Source organism: Enterocloster sp. OA13, from assembly GCF_022440595.1.
In the GTDB taxonomy this organism is placed as follows: Bacteria; Bacillota; Clostridia; order Lachnospirales; family Lachnospiraceae; genus Enterocloster; species Enterocloster hominis.
Genome location: NZ_JAKNTF010000001.1, coordinates 2064418 through 2081906, shown reverse-complemented (window position 1 = coordinate 2081906; position 17489 = coordinate 2064418). Strand labels below are relative to the sequence as shown.

The 17489-nt window shown below is 40.9% G+C and carries 23 protein-coding genes and 1 pseudogene; 17 read left to right on the top strand and 7 right to left on the bottom strand.

What is annotated here, in order from left to right; translation table 11 throughout:
• Positions 1–94 precede the first annotated feature (94 nt).
• The 10 genes from MCJ35_RS09190 to MCJ35_RS09145 all read left to right on the top strand — a co-directional run bounded on the left by MCJ35_RS09190 (position 95) and on the right by MCJ35_RS09145 (position 9131).
• A complete protein-coding gene (locus MCJ35_RS09190; RefSeq protein ID WP_008787618.1) occupies positions 95–391 on the top strand; it encodes a hypothetical protein in 297 nt (98 codons plus the stop codon).
• Positions 310–813, top strand: a complete 504-nt coding sequence (locus tag MCJ35_RS09185; RefSeq protein WP_008787619.1) for an antirestriction protein ArdA — start codon at positions 310–312, stop codon at positions 811–813. Before MCJ35_RS09190 ends, MCJ35_RS09185 begins: the two co-directional genes overlap by 82 nt.
• 17 nt (positions 814–830) lie before the next feature.
• On the top strand, positions 831–1334 hold the full coding sequence (locus MCJ35_RS09180) for an antirestriction protein ArdA (RefSeq protein ID WP_002323345.1): 504 nt from the start codon (positions 831–833) through the stop codon (positions 1332–1334).
• A 116-nt stretch (positions 1335–1450) separates the two neighbouring features.
• On the top strand, positions 1451–1849 hold the full coding sequence (locus tag MCJ35_RS09175; RefSeq protein WP_009243016.1) for a conjugal transfer protein: 399 nt from the start codon (positions 1451–1453) through the stop codon (positions 1847–1849).
• Complete coding sequence (tcpF, locus tag MCJ35_RS09170; RefSeq protein WP_008787620.1) at positions 1827–4277, top strand: conjugal transfer ATPase TcpF; 2451 nt, start codon at positions 1827–1829, stop codon at positions 4275–4277. The genes MCJ35_RS09175 and tcpF overlap by 23 nt, the downstream gene beginning before the upstream one ends.
• Positions 4277–6481, top strand: coding sequence for a CD3337/EF1877 family mobilome membrane protein (locus MCJ35_RS09165; RefSeq protein WP_008787621.1), 2205 nt, complete (start codon positions 4277–4279; stop codon positions 6479–6481). Before tcpF ends, MCJ35_RS09165 begins: the two co-directional genes overlap by 1 nt.
• Complete coding sequence (locus tag MCJ35_RS09160) at positions 6478–7485, top strand: bifunctional lytic transglycosylase/C40 family peptidase (protein WP_008787622.1); 1008 nt, start codon at positions 6478–6480, stop codon at positions 7483–7485. The genes MCJ35_RS09165 and MCJ35_RS09160 overlap by 4 nt, the downstream gene beginning before the upstream one ends.
• 17 nt (positions 7486–7502) lie before the next feature.
• Positions 7503–8414: a conjugal transfer protein gene (locus MCJ35_RS09155; RefSeq protein ID WP_008787623.1), complete on the top strand. Its 912-nt coding sequence runs from the start codon at positions 7503–7505 to the stop codon at positions 8412–8414.
• Between the two features lie 100 nt (positions 8415–8514).
• Positions 8515–8718 (top strand): helix-turn-helix transcriptional regulator, encoded by a 204-nt coding sequence (locus tag MCJ35_RS09150; RefSeq protein ID WP_008787624.1) that lies wholly within the window; start codon positions 8515–8517, stop codon positions 8716–8718.
• The gene (locus MCJ35_RS09145; RefSeq protein ID WP_008787625.1) at positions 8715–9131 is read left to right on the top strand and encodes a hypothetical protein; all 417 of its coding nucleotides are present in this window, start codon (positions 8715–8717) and stop codon (positions 9129–9131) included. The genes MCJ35_RS09150 and MCJ35_RS09145 overlap by 4 nt, the downstream gene beginning before the upstream one ends.
• 156 nt (positions 9132–9287) lie before the next feature.
• On the opposite strand, the gene MCJ35_RS09140 is transcribed toward MCJ35_RS09145, so the two are convergent.
• The 5 genes and pseudogenes from MCJ35_RS09140 to MCJ35_RS09120 all read right to left on the bottom strand — a co-directional run bounded on the left by MCJ35_RS09140 (position 9288) and on the right by MCJ35_RS09120 (position 11371).
• Complete coding sequence (locus MCJ35_RS09140; RefSeq protein ID WP_002326770.1) at positions 9288–9572, bottom strand: topoisomerase C-terminal repeat-containing protein; 285 nt, start codon at positions 9570–9572, stop codon at positions 9288–9290.
• Between the two features lie 145 nt (positions 9573–9717).
• Complete coding sequence (erm(B), locus tag MCJ35_RS09135) at positions 9718–10455, bottom strand: 23S rRNA (adenine(2058)-N(6))-methyltransferase Erm(B) (RefSeq protein WP_001038792.1); 738 nt, start codon at positions 10453–10455, stop codon at positions 9718–9720.
• A gap of 124 nt (positions 10456–10579) precedes the next feature.
• Positions 10580–10663 (bottom strand): 23S rRNA methyltransferase attenuation leader peptide, encoded by an 84-nt coding sequence (locus MCJ35_RS09130; protein WP_001865637.1) that lies wholly within the window; start codon positions 10661–10663, stop codon positions 10580–10582.
• 48 nt (positions 10664–10711) lie between these two features.
• Positions 10712–10881: pseudogene (locus MCJ35_RS31630) on the bottom strand (MLS leader peptide).
• Positions 10882–11086: 205 nt separating this feature from the next.
• On the bottom strand, positions 11087–11371 hold the full coding sequence (locus MCJ35_RS09120) for a topoisomerase C-terminal repeat-containing protein (RefSeq protein WP_008787627.1): 285 nt from the start codon (positions 11369–11371) through the stop codon (positions 11087–11089).
• Here MCJ35_RS09120 and MCJ35_RS09115 point away from each other — a divergent pair.
• The 6 genes from MCJ35_RS09115 (at position 11346) to MCJ35_RS09090 (ending at position 14813) form a co-directional block, all read left to right on the top strand.
• Complete coding sequence (locus MCJ35_RS09115) at positions 11346–11771, top strand: hypothetical protein (RefSeq protein WP_008787628.1); 426 nt, start codon at positions 11346–11348, stop codon at positions 11769–11771. The two genes, MCJ35_RS09120 and MCJ35_RS09115, sit on opposite strands and share 26 nt — an antisense overlap.
• A 31-nt stretch (positions 11772–11802) precedes the next feature.
• Positions 11803–12027: a hypothetical protein gene (locus MCJ35_RS09110; protein WP_008787629.1), complete on the top strand. Its 225-nt coding sequence runs from the start codon at positions 11803–11805 to the stop codon at positions 12025–12027.
• 279 nt (positions 12028–12306) lie between these two features.
• Entirely contained in the window at positions 12307–12735 is a 429-nt protein-coding gene (locus MCJ35_RS09105; protein WP_008787630.1) for an RNA polymerase sigma factor, read from the top strand.
• Entirely contained in the window at positions 12728–12967 is a 240-nt protein-coding gene (locus MCJ35_RS09100; protein ID WP_025487352.1) for a helix-turn-helix domain-containing protein, read from the top strand. The genes MCJ35_RS09105 and MCJ35_RS09100 overlap by 8 nt, the downstream gene beginning before the upstream one ends.
• Before the next feature lie 374 nt (positions 12968–13341).
• Positions 13342–13545, top strand: a complete 204-nt coding sequence (locus MCJ35_RS09095; RefSeq protein WP_004613735.1) for an excisionase — start codon at positions 13342–13344, stop codon at positions 13543–13545.
• A gap of 77 nt (positions 13546–13622) precedes the next feature.
• Positions 13623–14813 (top strand): site-specific integrase, encoded by a 1191-nt coding sequence (locus tag MCJ35_RS09090; RefSeq protein ID WP_009271880.1) that lies wholly within the window; start codon positions 13623–13625, stop codon positions 14811–14813.
• 217 nt (positions 14814–15030) lie between these two features.
• On the opposite strand, the gene MCJ35_RS09085 is transcribed toward MCJ35_RS09090, so the two are convergent.
• Together MCJ35_RS09085 and yneA are read right to left on the bottom strand one after the other, a co-directional pair.
• On the bottom strand, positions 15031–15720 hold the full coding sequence (locus MCJ35_RS09085) for a F0F1 ATP synthase subunit A (protein WP_025487353.1): 690 nt from the start codon (positions 15718–15720) through the stop codon (positions 15031–15033).
• A 447-nt stretch (positions 15721–16167) separates the two neighbouring features.
• Positions 16168–16464, bottom strand: coding sequence for a cell division suppressor protein YneA (gene yneA, locus MCJ35_RS09080; protein ID WP_025487354.1), 297 nt, complete (start codon positions 16462–16464; stop codon positions 16168–16170).
• 182 nt (positions 16465–16646) lie between these two features.
• Between yneA and lexA the strand changes: the two genes are divergently transcribed.
• Positions 16647–17261, top strand: coding sequence for a transcriptional repressor LexA (lexA, locus tag MCJ35_RS09075; protein ID WP_008725634.1), 615 nt, complete (start codon positions 16647–16649; stop codon positions 17259–17261).
• The last annotated feature ends 228 nt before the right edge of the window (positions 17262–17489 follow it).

The window sequence follows — 17489 nt, the reverse complement described above, 5'->3', positions numbered from 1 at the left end:
CCCAGTTTGACAATTTCATATCCATACACACAAAGCAGTTAGTCTTAGGATTGACTGCTTTTTTCTTACCTAAATTTTAGATTGGAGTGATGAAATGAGCGATATTTTTAAGGATATGCAGACGAAAGTCGGCTGTGATTATATTTCCGACCTGCCCTCTTACAAGCGTAAGGTGTGGCAGGAAATGAAACGACTGAACCCTGCCGATTATGAAGAAAGACAGTTAGAAGATTTTTCTAAATATGTGTTTGGTATGTCGTACCAGACCTTACAAGATGTGATGAAACAACAGAAAGGACGTGAGGAACAATGCAGGAAACAAGGGTGCTGGTGGAAACGAAAGGAACAACTGGCGAAGAAACAACATCATACTGGTTTGACCTGCCGATAGATGTTGCAGAGTTTGAAGAAAAGTTAGGTGTCGGTGCAGAAAGTGGGGATTACCGCATTATCGAAAAGGTACTGCCCTTTGCTGATGAAGTCCACGAACATACAAGCGTGTACCAGCTCAACGAATTAGATTTTATGTACCGCCAGCTTTCAAGCGATATGCAGGAAGAATATGTATCACTTCTTACCGTGTATGAAAATTTAGAAGCACTTTATATTTGCAGGAACGTGATTACGGTTTATCCCGACTGCAAAAGCATGATAGATGTTGCAAGGCAAAAGCTGATGAACGACCCGACATTTAAGCATTTATCCGAGGACTGTCAAGAATATTACTTTGACTTTGAAGCCTACGCTTCTCACTTGCAGGAACACGGGAAATTTTTAGTAACAGAACACGGTATCTTTGAACTGCCAGAGTAGGAAATGAGGTGGTGCTTATGATTGATGATATGGCGGTTTACATTGCTAATCTTGGCAAATACAATGAGGGCTATTTAGTCGGTGCTTGGTTCACGTTCCCCATTGACGAGGAAGATGTGAAAGAAAAAATCGGCTTGAATGAACAGTATGAGGAATACGCTATCCATGATACCGACAACTTCCCCATTGCGATTGGCGAGTATGTTTCCATTGAAGAACTCAATGAGATGTATGAAATGATAGAGGAACTTCCCGACTATATTGTAGAGTGTCTGGACGAATTTATCAGCCACTACGGGACGCTGGAAGAAGTCGTGGAACACAAGGACGATATTTATTATTATCCCGACTGTGAAACTATGACAGACGTTGCCTATTACTACATAGACGAATTGCAGGCACTTGGGGACATTCCACCCAGCTTACAGAATTACATTGACTATGAAGCCTACGGGCGAGATTTGGATATGGGCGGTTGCTTTATTGAAACAAGCCGAGGTATGTGCGAGATACCATATTAACGCTGGAAGATCAGCGACAAGCATTGTTGTTACTGACAGCGTATTTCTCTTTAAGGGACAGTCTGAAAATGGCTGTCCTTTTCTATTTAGAAACTTACGAAAGGAGCTGAAAGAACTTGAAAAAGATTAAATCTTATACGGGTATCTGGAACGTGGAAAAAGTCTTGTATGCAATCAATGACTTTAACTTACCCTTTCCCGTTACCTTTACACAGATTACATGGTTTGTGATTACGGAATTTCTCATTATTCTGTTTGGGGATATTCCCCCACTTTCCATGATTGAGGGAGCATTTCTCAAATACTTTGGTATTCCCGTTGCTCTCACATGGTTTATGTCGCAGAAAACCTTTGACGGAAAGAAGCCGTACAGCTTTTTGAAATCACAGATAACCTATGCCCTGCGACCGAAAATCACTTATGCAGGAAAAGCCGTAAAACTGCATAAGCAGATACTCAATGAAACAATCACGGCAGTAAGGAGTGTGAACTATGTTCCCGATAAAATATATTGACAATAACCTTGTCTGGAATAAGGACAATGAGGTGTTTGCTTATTATGAGCTGATACCATACAACTATTCTTTCCTATCCGCAGAGCAGAAATTTATCGTGCATGACAGTTTCCGACAGCTTATCGCACAGTCCCGTGAGGGAAAAATTCATGCGTTGCAGATTGCAACGGAAAGCTCAATACGAAGTATGCAGGAGCAGTCAAAGAAGCTGGTTACGGGGAAATTAAAGGAAGTTGCCTGCCAGAAGATAGACGAACAGACCGAAGCGTTAGTATCAATGATTGGGGACAATCAAGTGGACTACCGCTTTTTTCTTGGCTTTAAGCTCATGGTTACGGAAGAACAGCTCAATCTGAAGAACATCAAAAAATCGGCGTGGCTGACATTCAAGGAATTTCTCCATGAAGTGAACCACACGCTGATGAATGACTTTGTTTCCATGCCGAATGATGAAATCAACCGTTATATGAAAATGGAAAAGTTGCTGGAAAATAAAATCTCCCGTCGCTTTAAGGTGCGTCGCTTGGAAATCCATGATTTTGGGTATCTCATGGAACATCTTTACGGCAGGGACGGTATCGCCTATGAAGATTATGAGTACCAGCTACCAAAGAAGAAATTACAGAAAGAAACGCTGATAAAATACTACGACCTTATCCGTCCGACAAGGTGTGTGATTGAGGAAAGCCAGCGGTATTTGCGATTGGAACATGAGGACAGGGAAAGCTATGTGTCCTACTTTACCGTCAATGCGATTGTTGGCGAGCTTGATTTTCCGTCGTCTGAAATCTTCTATTTCCAGCAACAGCAATTCACATTCCCCGTTGATACTTCTATGAATGTAGAAATCGTGGAGAACCGTAAAGCATTAACAACCGTCCGCAACAAGAAAAAGGAATTGAAAGACCTTGACAATCACGCTTATCAAGCAGGAAGTGAAACAAGCTCAAATGTGGTGGACGCATTAGACAGCGTGGATGAGCTGGAAACGGACTTAGACCAGACAAAAGAAAGTATGTATAAGCTCTCTTATGTAGTGCGTGTATCGGCTGATGATTTGGACGAATTAAAACGCCGTTGTGATGAAGTCAAAGATTTTTACGACGACCTCAATGTAAAGCTGGTGCGTCCTGCTGGGGATATGCTGGGGCTTCATTCTGAATTTCTTCCTGCCAGCAAGCGATATATCAATGACTACGTGCAGTATGTAAAATCAGATTTCTTGGCAGGTCTTGGTTTTGGTGCGACCCAGCAGTTAGGGGAAACTACGGGTATCTATATGGGCTATTCCGTTGATACGGGAAGAAATGTGTACCTGCAACCGTCGTTAGCTTCGCAGGGTGTAAAAGGTACAGTAACAAACGCTCTTGCTTCTGCTTTTGTCGGTTCGCTTGGCGGTGGAAAGTCATTCTGCAACAATCTTCTGGTATATTATGCGGTGCTGTTTGGCGGTCAAGCAGTCATTTTAGACCCCAAAGCTGAGAGGGGCAACTGGAAAGAAACGCTCCCAGAAATCGCCCATGAAATCAATATCGTAAACCTTACCAGCGACAAGGACAATGCAGGACTTCTTGACCCGTTCGTGATTATGAAGAATGTAAAAGACGCTGAAAGTCTGGCAATCGACATCTTAACATTCCTTACGGGTATTTCCTCTAGGGACGGCGAAAAATTCCCTGTACTTCGTAAGGCGGTACGCTCCGTTACCCAGAGCGACAGTCGGGGCTTGCTCCATGTGATAGACGAGCTACGCCGTGAAGATACACCCATATCAAGAAATATCGCAGAACATATCGACAGCTTCACGGACTACGACTTTGCACACCTGCTGTTTTCAGACGGTACGGTGGAAAATGCAATCAGTCTGGATAACCAACTCAATATCATTCAAGTAGCGGACTTAGTATTACCAGATAAGGATACAACATTTGAGGAATACACGACCATTGAATTATTGTCGGTGTCTATGCTGATTGTGATTAGTACCTTTGCCCTTGATTTTATCCATTCAGACAGAAGCATTTTTAAGATTGTAGACCTTGACGAAGCGTGGGCGTTCTTAAATGTGGCACAAGGCGAAACTTTATCAAATAAGCTGGTGCGTGCTGGACGAGCTATGCAGGCAGGCGTCTATTTTGTTACACAATCTTCTGGCGACGTGTCAAAGGAAAGTCTGAAAAACAATATCGGCTTGAAGTTTGCCTTTCGTTCTACTGACATCAACGAGATAAAGCAGACCTTAGAATTTTTCGGTATCGACAAGGACGACGAGAACAACCAGAAACGCTTGCGTGATTTGGAGAACGGACAATGCTTATTGCAGGACTTATACGGGCGTGTCGGTGTGGTGCAGATACACCCAGTCTTTGAAGAACTGCTACACGCCTTTGATACCAGACCGCCCGTACAGAGAAATGAGGTGGAGTGATGAAAGAAAGGATAAAAGGTGCGTTCACAAAAAGGAAGATACTTCACTTTCTCAAAATGGCTCTGTTTGTCGTGGCACTCTCCCTTATCCTGCTCTCACTTCTGGGGACGGTGGCTCATGCGACGGGGCTTGTGGACGATACCATAAACGCAGAAAATCTTTACTCAAAATATCCGCTGTCGAATTACCAGCTTGATTTTTATGTGGATAATAGCTGGTCGTGGTTGCCATGGAACTGGCTGGACGGTATCGGAAAATCGGTGCAGTACGGACTTTACTGCATTACCAATTTTGTCTGGACGATAAGCCTTTATTTAAGCAATGCTACGGGCTATGTGGTGCAGGAAGCATACAAACTTGATTTTATTAACGATATGGCAGACAGTATCGGACAAAGCATACAGACCCTTGCAGGCGTTACCGAGAACGGCTTTTCTTCTACGGGCTTCTATGTCGGTTTCCTGCTTCTCATTATCTTAATAGTGGGACTTTATGTTGCCTATACGGGACTTATCAAACGCGAAACCAGCAAGGCACTTCACGCTGTTATTAACTTTGTGGTGGTGTTCGTGTTGTCCGCTTCCTTTATTGCCTACGCTCCCGATTACATCAAGAAGATAAATGAATTTTCATCAGACATCAGTACCGCTTCTTTGGACTTGGGAACAAAAATCATGCTCCCCAACTCTGACAGCGAGGGCAAGGACAGCGTGGACTTGATACGGGACAGCTTGTTTTCCATTCAAGTGGAACAGCCGTGGCTCTTGCTTCAATTTGGTAACAGCAACGCAGAGGAAATCGGGACAGACCGTGTAGAAGCTCTGGTATCAGTAAGTCCAGAGGACGAGGACGGCAAGACCAGAGAGGAAGTCGTGAAAACAGAAATCGAGGACAATGACAACAACAATCTGACGATACCGCAGGTCGTAAACCGTTTAGGTATGGTGTTCTTCCTGCTATTCTTTAACTTAGGTATCACGATATTTGTATTCTTGCTTACGGGTATGATGTTGTTCAGCCAGATACTCTTTATTATCTTTGCAATGTTTTTACCTATCAGCTTTCTACTTTCCATGATACCGAGCTATGAAAGCATGGCAAAGCAGGCAATCGTGAGGGTATTTAATACCATAATGACACGGGCAGGAATAACGCTCATTGTAACGGTGGCGTTCAGCATTTCCAGTATGTTTTATAACATCTCCACAGACTACCCGTTCTTTATGGTGGCGTTCTTGCAGATAGTGTGTTTTGCTGGTATCTATATGAAACTGGGCGACTTAATGAGTATGTTCTCACTTAATGCTGGCGACAGTCAAAACATGGGACGAAGAATTTTCCGCAGACCGTATCTGTTTATGCGACATAGGGCTAGGCGTATGGAACACCGTATTGCAAGGGCGGTAAGTGCTGGCGGTATTTCGGGTGGTGTGGCTGGTGCGGTAGCTGGAAGTGCCGTTGCTGGCAAGAGAGCCGAAAGAAAAAATACGGCTTCTAAAGAAAATCGGGGCAATACCACTTCCAGCATGGGACAGCGTGCAGGCTCAAAGGTGGGTGCTGTCTTAGATACGAAAAATAAAGTGAAAGACAAGGCTAACGCTGTCAAAGAGAATATCAAGGATATGCCGACACAGACCGCTTATGCGGTGTATTCCGCAAAGGAAAAGGCAAAGTCCAGCGTATCAGACTTCAAGCGTGGCATGGTGCAGGAACAGCAGTCCAGACAGACGGGACGCTTGGAAAAGCAGGAACAGCATAGACAGAATATCGCTGACAAACGTATGGAGCTTCAAAAGGCACAAGAAGCAAGACAAAGAAAGACGGACGGATCAGCGACAACGGGAGCTACCCGTCCCCATGAGCGACCAGCCACAGCTTCAACCATTCCAAAGCCGAGTGCGGAAAAAATGCAGGAAGTGAAACGTCCTGCCACAGCGACCACTTCAAAAGCAAGTGAACCAGTCAAGACAAATGTTGTGAAAGAGCGTCCGTTATCTTCTGGTGCTTCTGATAAGAAAGCGACCCAGCCTGCACAGCCAGTACATAGGCAGAATGTAGAAAAAGTAGTATCGCAGGAAACACGCCAGAATTACAAAGCAGAGCGTACTACAAAGAAACAGACCTTTGAACAATCAAAGCGTACAACGGAACATACCGAAAAGAACCGTAACCTTGTAACGAAGAAAGGACAGAAGAAAAAATGAAACTGAAACATATCGCTCTTATTGGCAGTCTGTTTCCTATCCTCTTTTCCATAGTCCTTTTCTTTGGTGTCCTCATTAGTGCGGACAGCGACGACGAGAACAGCAACTTTTCTTCTGGCATTACGGGTATGAATTTATCCGCAGAAGTCTTGAAACATCAGCCTATGGTGGAAAAATACGCCAGAGAAAACGGTATCTCCGAGTATGTCAACGTGCTACTGGCTATCATTCAAGTAGAAAGTGGCGGTACGGCAGAAGATGTTATGCAGAGTTCAGAAAGTCTTGGTTTACCGCCCAACTCTTTAGATACGGAAAGCTCAATCAAGCAGGGGTGTAAGTATTTTGCGTCCCTGCTTTCTTCCTGTAAAAATCAAGGTATCGACGATTTGAATGTAGCGATACAGTCCTATAACTATGGCGGTGGTTATGTGGGATATGTGGCAGGAAAAGGAAAGAAACACACCTTTAACCTTGCAGAGAGCTTCGCCCGTGAGAAATCGGGTGGAAAGAAAGTAACCTACACCAACCCGATAGCCGTTGCGAAGAACGGGGGTTGGCGGTATCAGTATGGCAATCAATTTTACGTCGAATTAGTCAATCAGTATTTAACTGTTCCGCAGGTATCGGGAGAGCTGGCACAAAAGGTCATGAATGAAGCGTTAAAATATCAAGGCTGGAAATATGTGTATGGCGGTAGCAATCCCAACACTTCTTTTGACTGTTCGGGACTGACGCAATGGTGCTATGGAAAAGCTGGTATCTCCTTACCGAGAACCGCACAAGCACAGTATGACGCAACCCAACATCTTCCACTTTCGCAGGCAAAGGCTGGGGACTTGGTATTTTTCCATTCTACCTATAACGCTGGAAGTTATGTAACACACGTCGGTATTCTTGTTTCGCCGACACAGATGTACCACGCAGGCGACCCGATAGGATATGCAGACCTAAGTAGTAGTTACTGGCAACAGCACTTAATCGGTGCAGGACGAGTAAAACAATAGAAAGTGAGGATTTCATCATGTTTAGAAAGAATAAGAAACAGACAGAAACTATCAAAGAACCCAAAGAAAAAAAGGTGCGTACTTTCAAGGTAGGCACACATAAAAAATCCGTGATTGCATTGTGGGTGGTGCTTATCGCAAGCGTGAGCTTTGGGGCGTATAAGAATTTTACGGCTATCGACCAGCACACGACCCATGAAAAAGAAATCATAGAGCTTCGCTTGCAGGACACCAACGGGATAGAAAATTTTGTGAAGAACTTTGCAAAGCCCTACTACACATGGAGTAACAGCAAAGAAGCGATTGAAGCAAGGACGCAGGCAATCAGCGGTTATCTGACAAAGGAATTGCAGGACTTGAATGTGGATACCATTAGAACCGATATACCGACCAGCTCCACAGTTACAGATGTGATTGTATGGAGTATTGAACAGTCGGGAACGGACACTTTTTCTGCTACCTACGAAGTGGATCAGCAGATAAAAGAGGGAGAACAGACAAGCAATGTGAAAGCAACCTATACCGTAAAAGTCCATGTAGACGCTGACGGGGATATGGTAATCGTTCAGAACCCTACCCTTGCACCAGCAATCGAGAAATCAGATTATGAGCCTAAGACACCAGAAGCAAATGCAAGTGTAGACGCTGATACCGTCAATGACGCTACTGCATTTCTTGAAACATTCTTTAAGCTGTACCCGACAGCCACAGAAAAAGAGCTTGCCTACTATGTATCGGGAAATGTGCTTGAGCCTATCGGCAGGGACTACATTTATGCTGAACTGGTAAACCCTATCTTTACAAAGGACGGGGACAATGTGAAAGTCAAAGTTGCTGTGAAATTCCTTGATAATCAGACAAAGGCTACACAAATATCGCAGTATGAACTTGTGCTACATAAGGATAGCAACTGGAAGATTGTAGGATAATAAAATATGGAAAGTTTGCTTGACATTCTTTACTTGCAGGAGTATCATAAGATTAGAAAAGGAAAGCAAACTTTCCATTTGTTCAAGAAAGGGGTATGTTGTGAAAAATCGTTTAGAAGAATTACGAAAACAAAGAGGTATTAAACAAGAAGATTTAGCGACTGCTCTTGAAGTATCTCGTCAAACAATAGGCTCTTTAGAAAATGGACGCTACAATCCCTCTATTATCTTAGCTTTTAAAATTGCAAGGTACTTTCAAATGAGTATTGAAGAAATATTTATTTATGAGGAGGAAAGCAAATGAAACATAAGATACAAAAAGTTGAATTATTTATCGGTGTAATAATCTTTTTAGGTGGTTTACTAACTTATGGTTTAGGCGTACACCAACTATTGCCCGTACCTCGTCCAGATTTGGTTGTCTATGGTACAACGCTTATTGGAATAATATTGATTTTTATGGGTTGTGATATATTCAGTAAGCCAACAAAAGAAATGCAAATATTAGAAAATGATGAAAGAAATATCGCAATTACTAATGCTTCTCTTGCGAATGCTTATAAAGTAACACTTACATTATTGGTTCTTGTATTATTTGCTCTTGTCTTTATGGGATATATGAGTAAAGTTGTGTTTTTTTCGATAGCAGGAGTTATTGCTATCGGACAAATTACATGGGTTATAACAGCTCGTTATTTAGATAAAAATACGTCTTAATTCTTCAAGTATTTTTAGTTTTTCCTTCTCCATAACTACGCCCCATTCTTTTTTTGTATAGTAATATTGTATCATTAAGAATCACAAATCACAAGTGATTTGTGATAAGTGATTTGTGATTAATATATAAAAGCCCTCTTTAAAGGGCTTTTATGTTTATTTTGAAAAAGAGATAAAATCAATATATCCCTTTTCCCCAATTTTTACAACGGCATTGTAGGGCTTTTTCTCTTTGTTTTTGATTCCTTTTACCAGGGTTTCTTTTCCCTCCAGTAATTCTTTTACATTCGTTTTGGTTAGTTTTTTCTTTCTAAAATGTTCAGCTAAAGTAAACTTACATTCAGGATAATTTGAACAACCATAAAACGATTTTTTTAATACAATATTGTTGCCACACTTAGGACATTTTCCTACAAGGGGTCCCGAGCGCTTAGTGGGAATTTGTACCCCTTATCGATACAAATTCCCCGTAGGCGCTAGGGACCTCTTTAGCTTCTTGGAAGCTGTCAGTAGTATATCTAATAATTTATCTCCATTCCCTTTAGTAACGTGTAACTTTCCAAATTTAAAAAAGCGACTCATAGAATTATTTCCTCCCGTTAAATAATAGATAACTATTAAAAATAGACAATACTTGCTCATAAGTAACGGTACTTAAATTGTTTACTTTGGCGTGTTTCATTGCTTGATGAAACTGATTTTTAGTAAACAGTTGACGATATTCTCGATTGACCCATTTTGAAACAAAGTACGTATATAGCTTCCAATATTTATCTGGAACATCTGTGGTATGGCGGGTAAGTTTTATTAAGACACTGTTTACTTTTGGTTTAGGATGAAAGCATTCCGCTGGCAGCTTAAGCAATTGCTGAATCGAGACTTGAGTGTGCAAGAGCAACCCTAGTGTTCGGTGAATATCCAAGGTACGCTTGTAGAATCCTTCTTCAACAATCAGATAGATGTCAGACGCATGGCTTTCAAAAACCACTTTTTTAATAATTTGTGTGCTTAAATGGTAAGGAATACTCCCAACAATTTTATACCTCTGTTTGTTAGGGAATTGAAACTGTAGAATATCTTGGTGAATTAAAGTGACACGAATGTTCAGTTTTAATTTTTCTGACGATAAGTTGAATAGATGACTGTCTAATTCAATAGACGTTACCTGTTTACTTATTTTAGCCAGTTTCGTCGTTAAATGCCCTTTACCTGTTCCAATTTCGTAAACGGTATCGGTTTCTTTTAAATTCAATTGTTTTATTATTTGGTTGAGTACTTTTTCGCTCGTTAAAAAGTTTTGAGAATATTTTATATTTTTGTTCATGTAATCACTCCTGAAGTGATTACATCTGTAAATAAATACAGAAGTTAAACGATTTGTTTGTAATTTTAGTTATCTGTTTAAAAAGTCATAAGATTAGTCACTGGTAGGAATTAATCTAACGTATTTATTTATCTGTGTAATCACTGTTTTTAGTCTGTTTCAAAACAGTAGATGTTTTATCTACATTACGCATTTGGAATACCAACATGACGAATCCCTCCTTCTTAATTACAAATTTTTAGCATCTAATTTAACTTCAATTCCTATTATACACAAAATTTTAAGATACTGCAATATCAACACACTCTTAAGTTTGCTTCTAAGTCTTATTTCCATAACTTCTTTTACGTTTCCGCCATTCTTTGCTGTTTCGATTTTTATGATATGGTGCAAGTCAGCACGAACACGAACCGTCTTATCTCCCATTATATCTTTTTTTGCACTGATTGGTGTATCATTTCGTTTTTCTTTTTGTGCGCCTAAATTTCCCACAATCACTCACTTCTTTCTATTTCTTCTTATTCTTATTTTATCATCAACAATCACAAATCACTTGTGATTTGTGATAAGTGATTTGTGATAAGTGATTTGTGATTAATATATAAAAGCCCTCTTTAAAGGGCTTTTATGTTTATTTTGAGAAAGATATAAAATCAATATATCCCTTTTCCCCAATTTTTACAACGGCATTGTAGGGCTTTTTCTCTTTGTTTTTGATTCCTTTTACCAGGGTTTCTTTTCCCTCCAGTAATTCTTTTACATTCGTTTTGGTTAGTTTTTTCTTTCTAAAATGTTCAGCTAAAGTAAACTTACATTCAGGATAATTTGAACAACCATAAAACGATTTTTTTAATACAGAAAATGTAGTCTTTTGAAAGGTGGAATTAACAATGAAGAAAAAATTATCATTTATCATTGAGATTATTATAGGTATAATCTTTATATGTTTTGGATATTTCGTTATTGATACTGATTATTACGCTACACTTTTTTACGCAATGGGGTTCGGTTTAGCTTTTGCTTCTGGTGTTCAATTATTGAAAATTTGTTATTATGAAATGCCAAAAAATAAAGAAAAATTACAAAATATAAATAGAGAAAATCACATCAATAATGTTGATGAAAGAAAAATATTTTTAAGAATGAAAGCTGGTTCTTTAGTATATCAGTTAATGACTTTCGTGTACTTGTTTGTTGCTTTTGTACTTGCGTTACTTCATATTGAAGCATGGATTATAGGCATTATATTTGGTTTATTCCTACTGCAAACATTTTTAGGGATTATTCTATATAAGCATTTTGAAAAACATTTCTAAAACATTCAGTAAATTGTGACGAGGTAATACTATGATAGGACTTAAAAAACGAGATATTAAAAAAGCATTGAAAGCTGGTGCAAAAGCTGGCGGTGTGTCATTAGCTGATGTTCGAGCTGATATTGAAGCGACGATTGATGAAGCTATGAACAGCACCGACCCAGAAGTGCAGGAGAATTTCAGAAAGTATTTTGGAAATAAACGCCCTACTCCAGAAGAATATATTTACAAGATTACAAAAAAGACAAAAGTTTAATAGAAATCAAGTGCTGTAAGGGGGCTTGTGTCATGGAAAGTTTTAAGCATAATCTTATACGGTCATACACTACCTAACAGCATTTTATTAACAACTGAATATCTCACAGCTTTAATAGCTCGTACAGACTATATGTTTTGTGCGGGCTTTTTTTGTACCCGAAAAAATTTTTTCATTTTTTTTCAAAATCATGCAACAAATCACACCTTGCTGTACAGATATGGTGCGGAAAGAGGGATAAACACTTTTCACGTCATAACGGAAAGGGGGTGTGATGATATGAAACCGTCGGACTTCCAAAAGACAATACAATGTCAATTTGACTGCAAGCTCAAACGTGTAGTGAAAGGCATTGTCCGTAATTATCGCAAAGAATTAAAGCGACGAAGAAATAAGGAAATTTCCTATTGTGAACTTCCAGAAATCGTCGTAGAAAAGCTGGCAGTCTGGGACGAATACGAAAGCGATTATACCGCCTTTGATGTATGTGGTATTGAGGTTCGTGTCCTTGATGATGATTTAGCAGAAGCGATTAAGTATCTGTCTGAAAAAGACAGAGAAATCTTGTTGATGTATTTCTTCTTAGGCATGAGCGATACAGAAATCGGCGACAGATTAAAGATTAACCGTTCAACGTCGTTCCGCAGTAGGAAGAACTCACTTGAAGAAATCAAGAAAAAATTAAAGGAGAACATGAATGATGAATAACACACGCCCGTCATTTTACCTTATTTCGTCGGCTGTGGACGGCAACGTAAATGCGATTGAAAAGATACTGGCGTTGTATGACCCGTACATATCAAAATGTTGTTTGCGTCCGTTCTACGACAAATATGGTAATGTCTGCATAGTCGTAGACATGGAATTAAAAGGACGTATCAGAGAAGCACTTATCAAAATGATTTTGGACTTTGATATTCCTTTAGAAACCGAAGAATAACAAGCAGTAACCGCAGAGCATGATTTGTTCAATCCCCTCTTTCCTGCTCTGCCCCTGCTTTTACATGAAAGCAACACGCTTTCGCCACAGCTCTTTGACAACTGAATAAAGCAGACAGATACGTTTGTGAGATAGCGAGCCACGGGGACTGTACGCCACGACCTTTTCAAAAGAAAGCGAGCGACCCACGCAGTGATCCGAGAGCGACTGTTGGAAAAGTCGTTTTGCCACGACCTATCCTCACAGAATAATGATACGTCCGCATGGTGCGGTTCTGCCCACAAGAATGGGAATAGTTGAGATACTAACGGAGCTTTCCAAAGCCGTCTGCCTGCTTGTAAAAAATGACACACAGTAAAGGGGGTGCATAGATTATGAACAATACTGATGTGCCTATCTGGGAAAAATATACGCTGACGATTGAAGAAGCGTCCAAATACTTCCGCATTGGCGAAAAGAAATTGCGTAAATTAGCCGAAGAAAATATTGACGCTGGCTGGGTTATCGTGAACGGTAACCGTATTCAGATTAAGCGAAAACAATTTGAAAAAATCATAGATACATTGGACGAAATCTAATGTCATTGAGCCGTAGATATGGTATAATAAATATAGCGTATCACGGCTCATTCCATGACGGAAAGGAGCTTTACACTATGTCTAATGTAAAACGAAAAGACGGTAAAAATCGCAATTTGCGTAATGGAGAGAGCCAGCGAAAAGACGGAAGATACGTTTATAAATATACCGATATATACGGAAAGCCACAATTTGTCTATTCTTGGAAACTTGTACCGACAGACAAGACACCTGCTGGAAAGCGTGATGATATATCGTTGAGGGAAAAAGAAGCACAGATAAAAAAAGACCTTAACGACGGTATCGACACAGTCGGCGGTAAAATGACAGTCTGCCAGCTCTACGACAAGAAGAACAGCCAAAGAAAGAACATCAAAAGGGCTACTGAAAAAGGACGACAGTATCTTATGAACGCTCTGAAAAACGACCCGTTGGGTATGAGGGCGATTGATACTGTGAAGCAATCGGACGCTAAAGAATGGGCTATCAGAATGAGTGAAAAAGGATATGCCTATAAAACGATTGATAACTATAAGCGTTCCTTGAAAGCGTCATTTTACATGGCGATACAAGACGACTGTATCAGAAAGAACCCGTTTGAATTTAAGCTAAGTGATGTTCTGGAAGATGATACGGAGCAGAAAGTTATCCTTACACCAGAGCAGGAAGAACGCCTGCTTGCCTTTATGGAAAAGGACAAGATTTACAGCAAGTATTATGATGAGGTTGTGCTTCTGCTGGAAACGGGACTTCGTATTTCTGAATTTTGCGGACTGACGACGCATATTGATATGCAGAACAGAATACTCAATATAGACCACCAGCTATTGAAAGATAGCGAAATAGGCTACTATATTGAAACACCAAAGACCAAAAACGGAAAACGGGAACTTCCATTGACAGAACGGGCTTATCAAGCAATCCAAAGAATACTAAAGAGCAGAGGAAAAGCACAACCGCTGATTGTAGGTGGTTACAGCAATTTCCTATTCTTAAACCGTGAGGGCTTGCCTAAAGTTGCAGGAAACTATGAGGGTATGGTGCGAGGATTGATTAAGAAATATAACAAGTATCACACGGATAAGTTACCGAACATCACACCACATTCATTCAGGCATACTTATTGTACGAATATGGCAAATAGAGGAATGAACCCAAACACCCTGCAATATCTCATGGGACACGCTAACATAACCATGACACTTGGCTATTACGCACACGGTACATTTCAATCTGCAAAAGCGGAACTGGAAAGACTGGCTTGTTAATATCGGAGCTTATATTTACTACTCATTTACTACTTTTGGTTGCATTTTCATGCTGGTAAATGCCAGCTTATGCAAGGTATCTTCCAAAAAGAAAATACCGATAAAGCCCTAAAATACGGGATATATCGGCATTTACCAACTTATGAAAAGATAATCAGAAATTTAGTAAGTTTTTTTATAAAAATTTTCATTCCGTTTGAAGCCATCAGCCTTTACCTCAGTCTTCAATTGCCTCTTTTATATATAGTGACGTGAGGAATACGAATACATAAGCCTGTATCACCCCGTCAAATATATCAAAGTAAAAACTAAACGGCAGAGGCACCACCAAAGGCACCAGATGCTTGATAAGCGCCATGACCACAATGGCTCCCAATACATTGCCGAACAACCGCATACACAACGAAAGCGGCCTGATGAAAAGCTCCAGCACATTGATGGGGGCTATGATGGGTATCGGCTCCGCAAAGCTCTTGATCCAGCCCTTGACGCCCTTCTTGCGGATTCCCGCTGTCTCCACAAGCACAATGCTCATGACAGCCAGGGATGCGGTTACATTCAGATCCTTGGTCGGTGACTTAAATCCAAACAGCCCGATCATATTGGCTATCCCGATGTAAAGCACCACTGTAATCAGGTATGGTATGTAATCCCTGCCGTCCTTGCCCAGCAATCCTTCGAAGAAGTCATAGATAAAGGAAATACCGCTCTCCAGGGCCGCCTGCTTATTGTTGATCTGCCTGACCTTCAGGCCATGGACCAGAAGCAGGGACGCCGCCATGAGGACCGCCATGATGATCCAGGTCACCACAACCGATTCAAGTATGGGAATACCGCCAAACAGCGGTATGGTAAACACCACGTTGCAGTTAAGCTCCTCCATCAATGATCCCACTAAATCACTCATATCTTCCAACCCCCTTTCTCATCTCTTATGCATTGCCCTATTATAGTCACTGTATTTTATAATTTCAAATACATATTATTTATAAATTAATAATATTAAAGTTATCAAAATTAAATTTGAACAATAAATAATAAGATTCCGCTATAATATTTGTGTTATTTTTATCTGCATCTTATTTCTTTCTTTATACAATTTTAACGCTTCTTAAAAAAATTGTTATAATCACACTAAAAACTCCAGAAAATTATATGCAGATGTAACCGGTGCCTCACGTCATACCTGACCCGCATTATACCACTCTATGAACCATGCCGTTCATTCAGACCTGTTATTCCTTATGGAATCATGAAAATAAAAAGCCCCTGCAGACAAATATGCGCTTCCATGCACTTCTGTCTGCAGGGAACAACCAATCCCCTGTAATCCTATGATAAACAACAGGCCTTCCTACTTATAATAAACAACGGTCAGATACTGTCCCGCATGGATGGTATCCTTCTTAAGGCTGTTCATCTGCCTGAGCTGGTCCACATACTCATGGGTACTCATGGAGCTTCCATCCTTATACTGGCTGGCAAGCCCCCACAGACTGTCCCCTTCCTGTATCTGGACACTCTTATAATACGGCGTGGCCCCGCTCTCCTCCTTTGCCATGGAGGTAAACATAGTACGCCCCATGAAAATGGTGACAAATAAAAGTACAGCAAAACAGGCAGCCACTAACTTAACCATTAACTTTCTCATATGCAACCTCCCTAAGGCGGTTCCGTTATGCGCGCGCTACAGAACATGTGTTCTTTCGTATGTATATAATATAGCACCAGAACACATGTTTGTCAATGGATTTCCGGCAAAAAAGCGAACAAAGGTTTGCATTTTACCCGAACATATGTTACTATAAGAATAGAAAATGCAGGAGGTTGAATATGGCTCAGGATAAAATTACTTCTAAACAGCAGGAGATATTAGAATACATAAAAGAAACAATACTTAAGAAGGGGTATCCGCCCGCTGTACGTGAGATCTGCGAAGCAGTTCATTTAAAGTCCACATCTTCCGTGCACTCCCACCTCTCAGCGCTGGAGGAAAAAGGATTCATACGGCGCGACCCAACCAAGCCAAGGACCATCGAGATCCTGGATGACACCTTCAACTTCAACCGCCGGGAGATGGTCAACATCCCGCTCATCGGCACGGTGGCTGCCGGGGAACCCATCCTTGCAGAGGAACGGATTGAGGATTACTTCCCATTCCCGGCCGAGGCCCTTCCCAACGCAGAGACCTTCATGTTAAAGGTAAAGGGTGAAAGCATGATCGGAGCCGGCATCCTGCCTGGCGACCAGCTGATCATAGAACAGTGCCCCACTGCATTGAACGGTGAGATTGTAGTGGCACTGGTAGATGACTCCGCTACCGTCAAGCGCTTTTACAAGGAAAAAGGCCACTACCGCCTGCAGCCGGAAAACGAAGCCATGGACCCCATCATCACGGACCATGTGGAGATTCTGGGCAAGGTAATCGGCCTTATACGTATGATGTAATTAATTAGGTTAATGATTTGTATTTCATGATTTAGATGTAATAATTCAGATTATTTAAAAGAGGGCTGCATTCCTGCAACCCTCTTTCCTCTTTTTCAACCCTATCGCGACCATCCTTCAAAACAACACATAACAAAAAAGCAGAATCCTGCATCCCCACAGCCATCCGCCTTCACTCAAGCCAAATCATCCATGAACCATATGGAAACAGGATACAAACCCCCAATC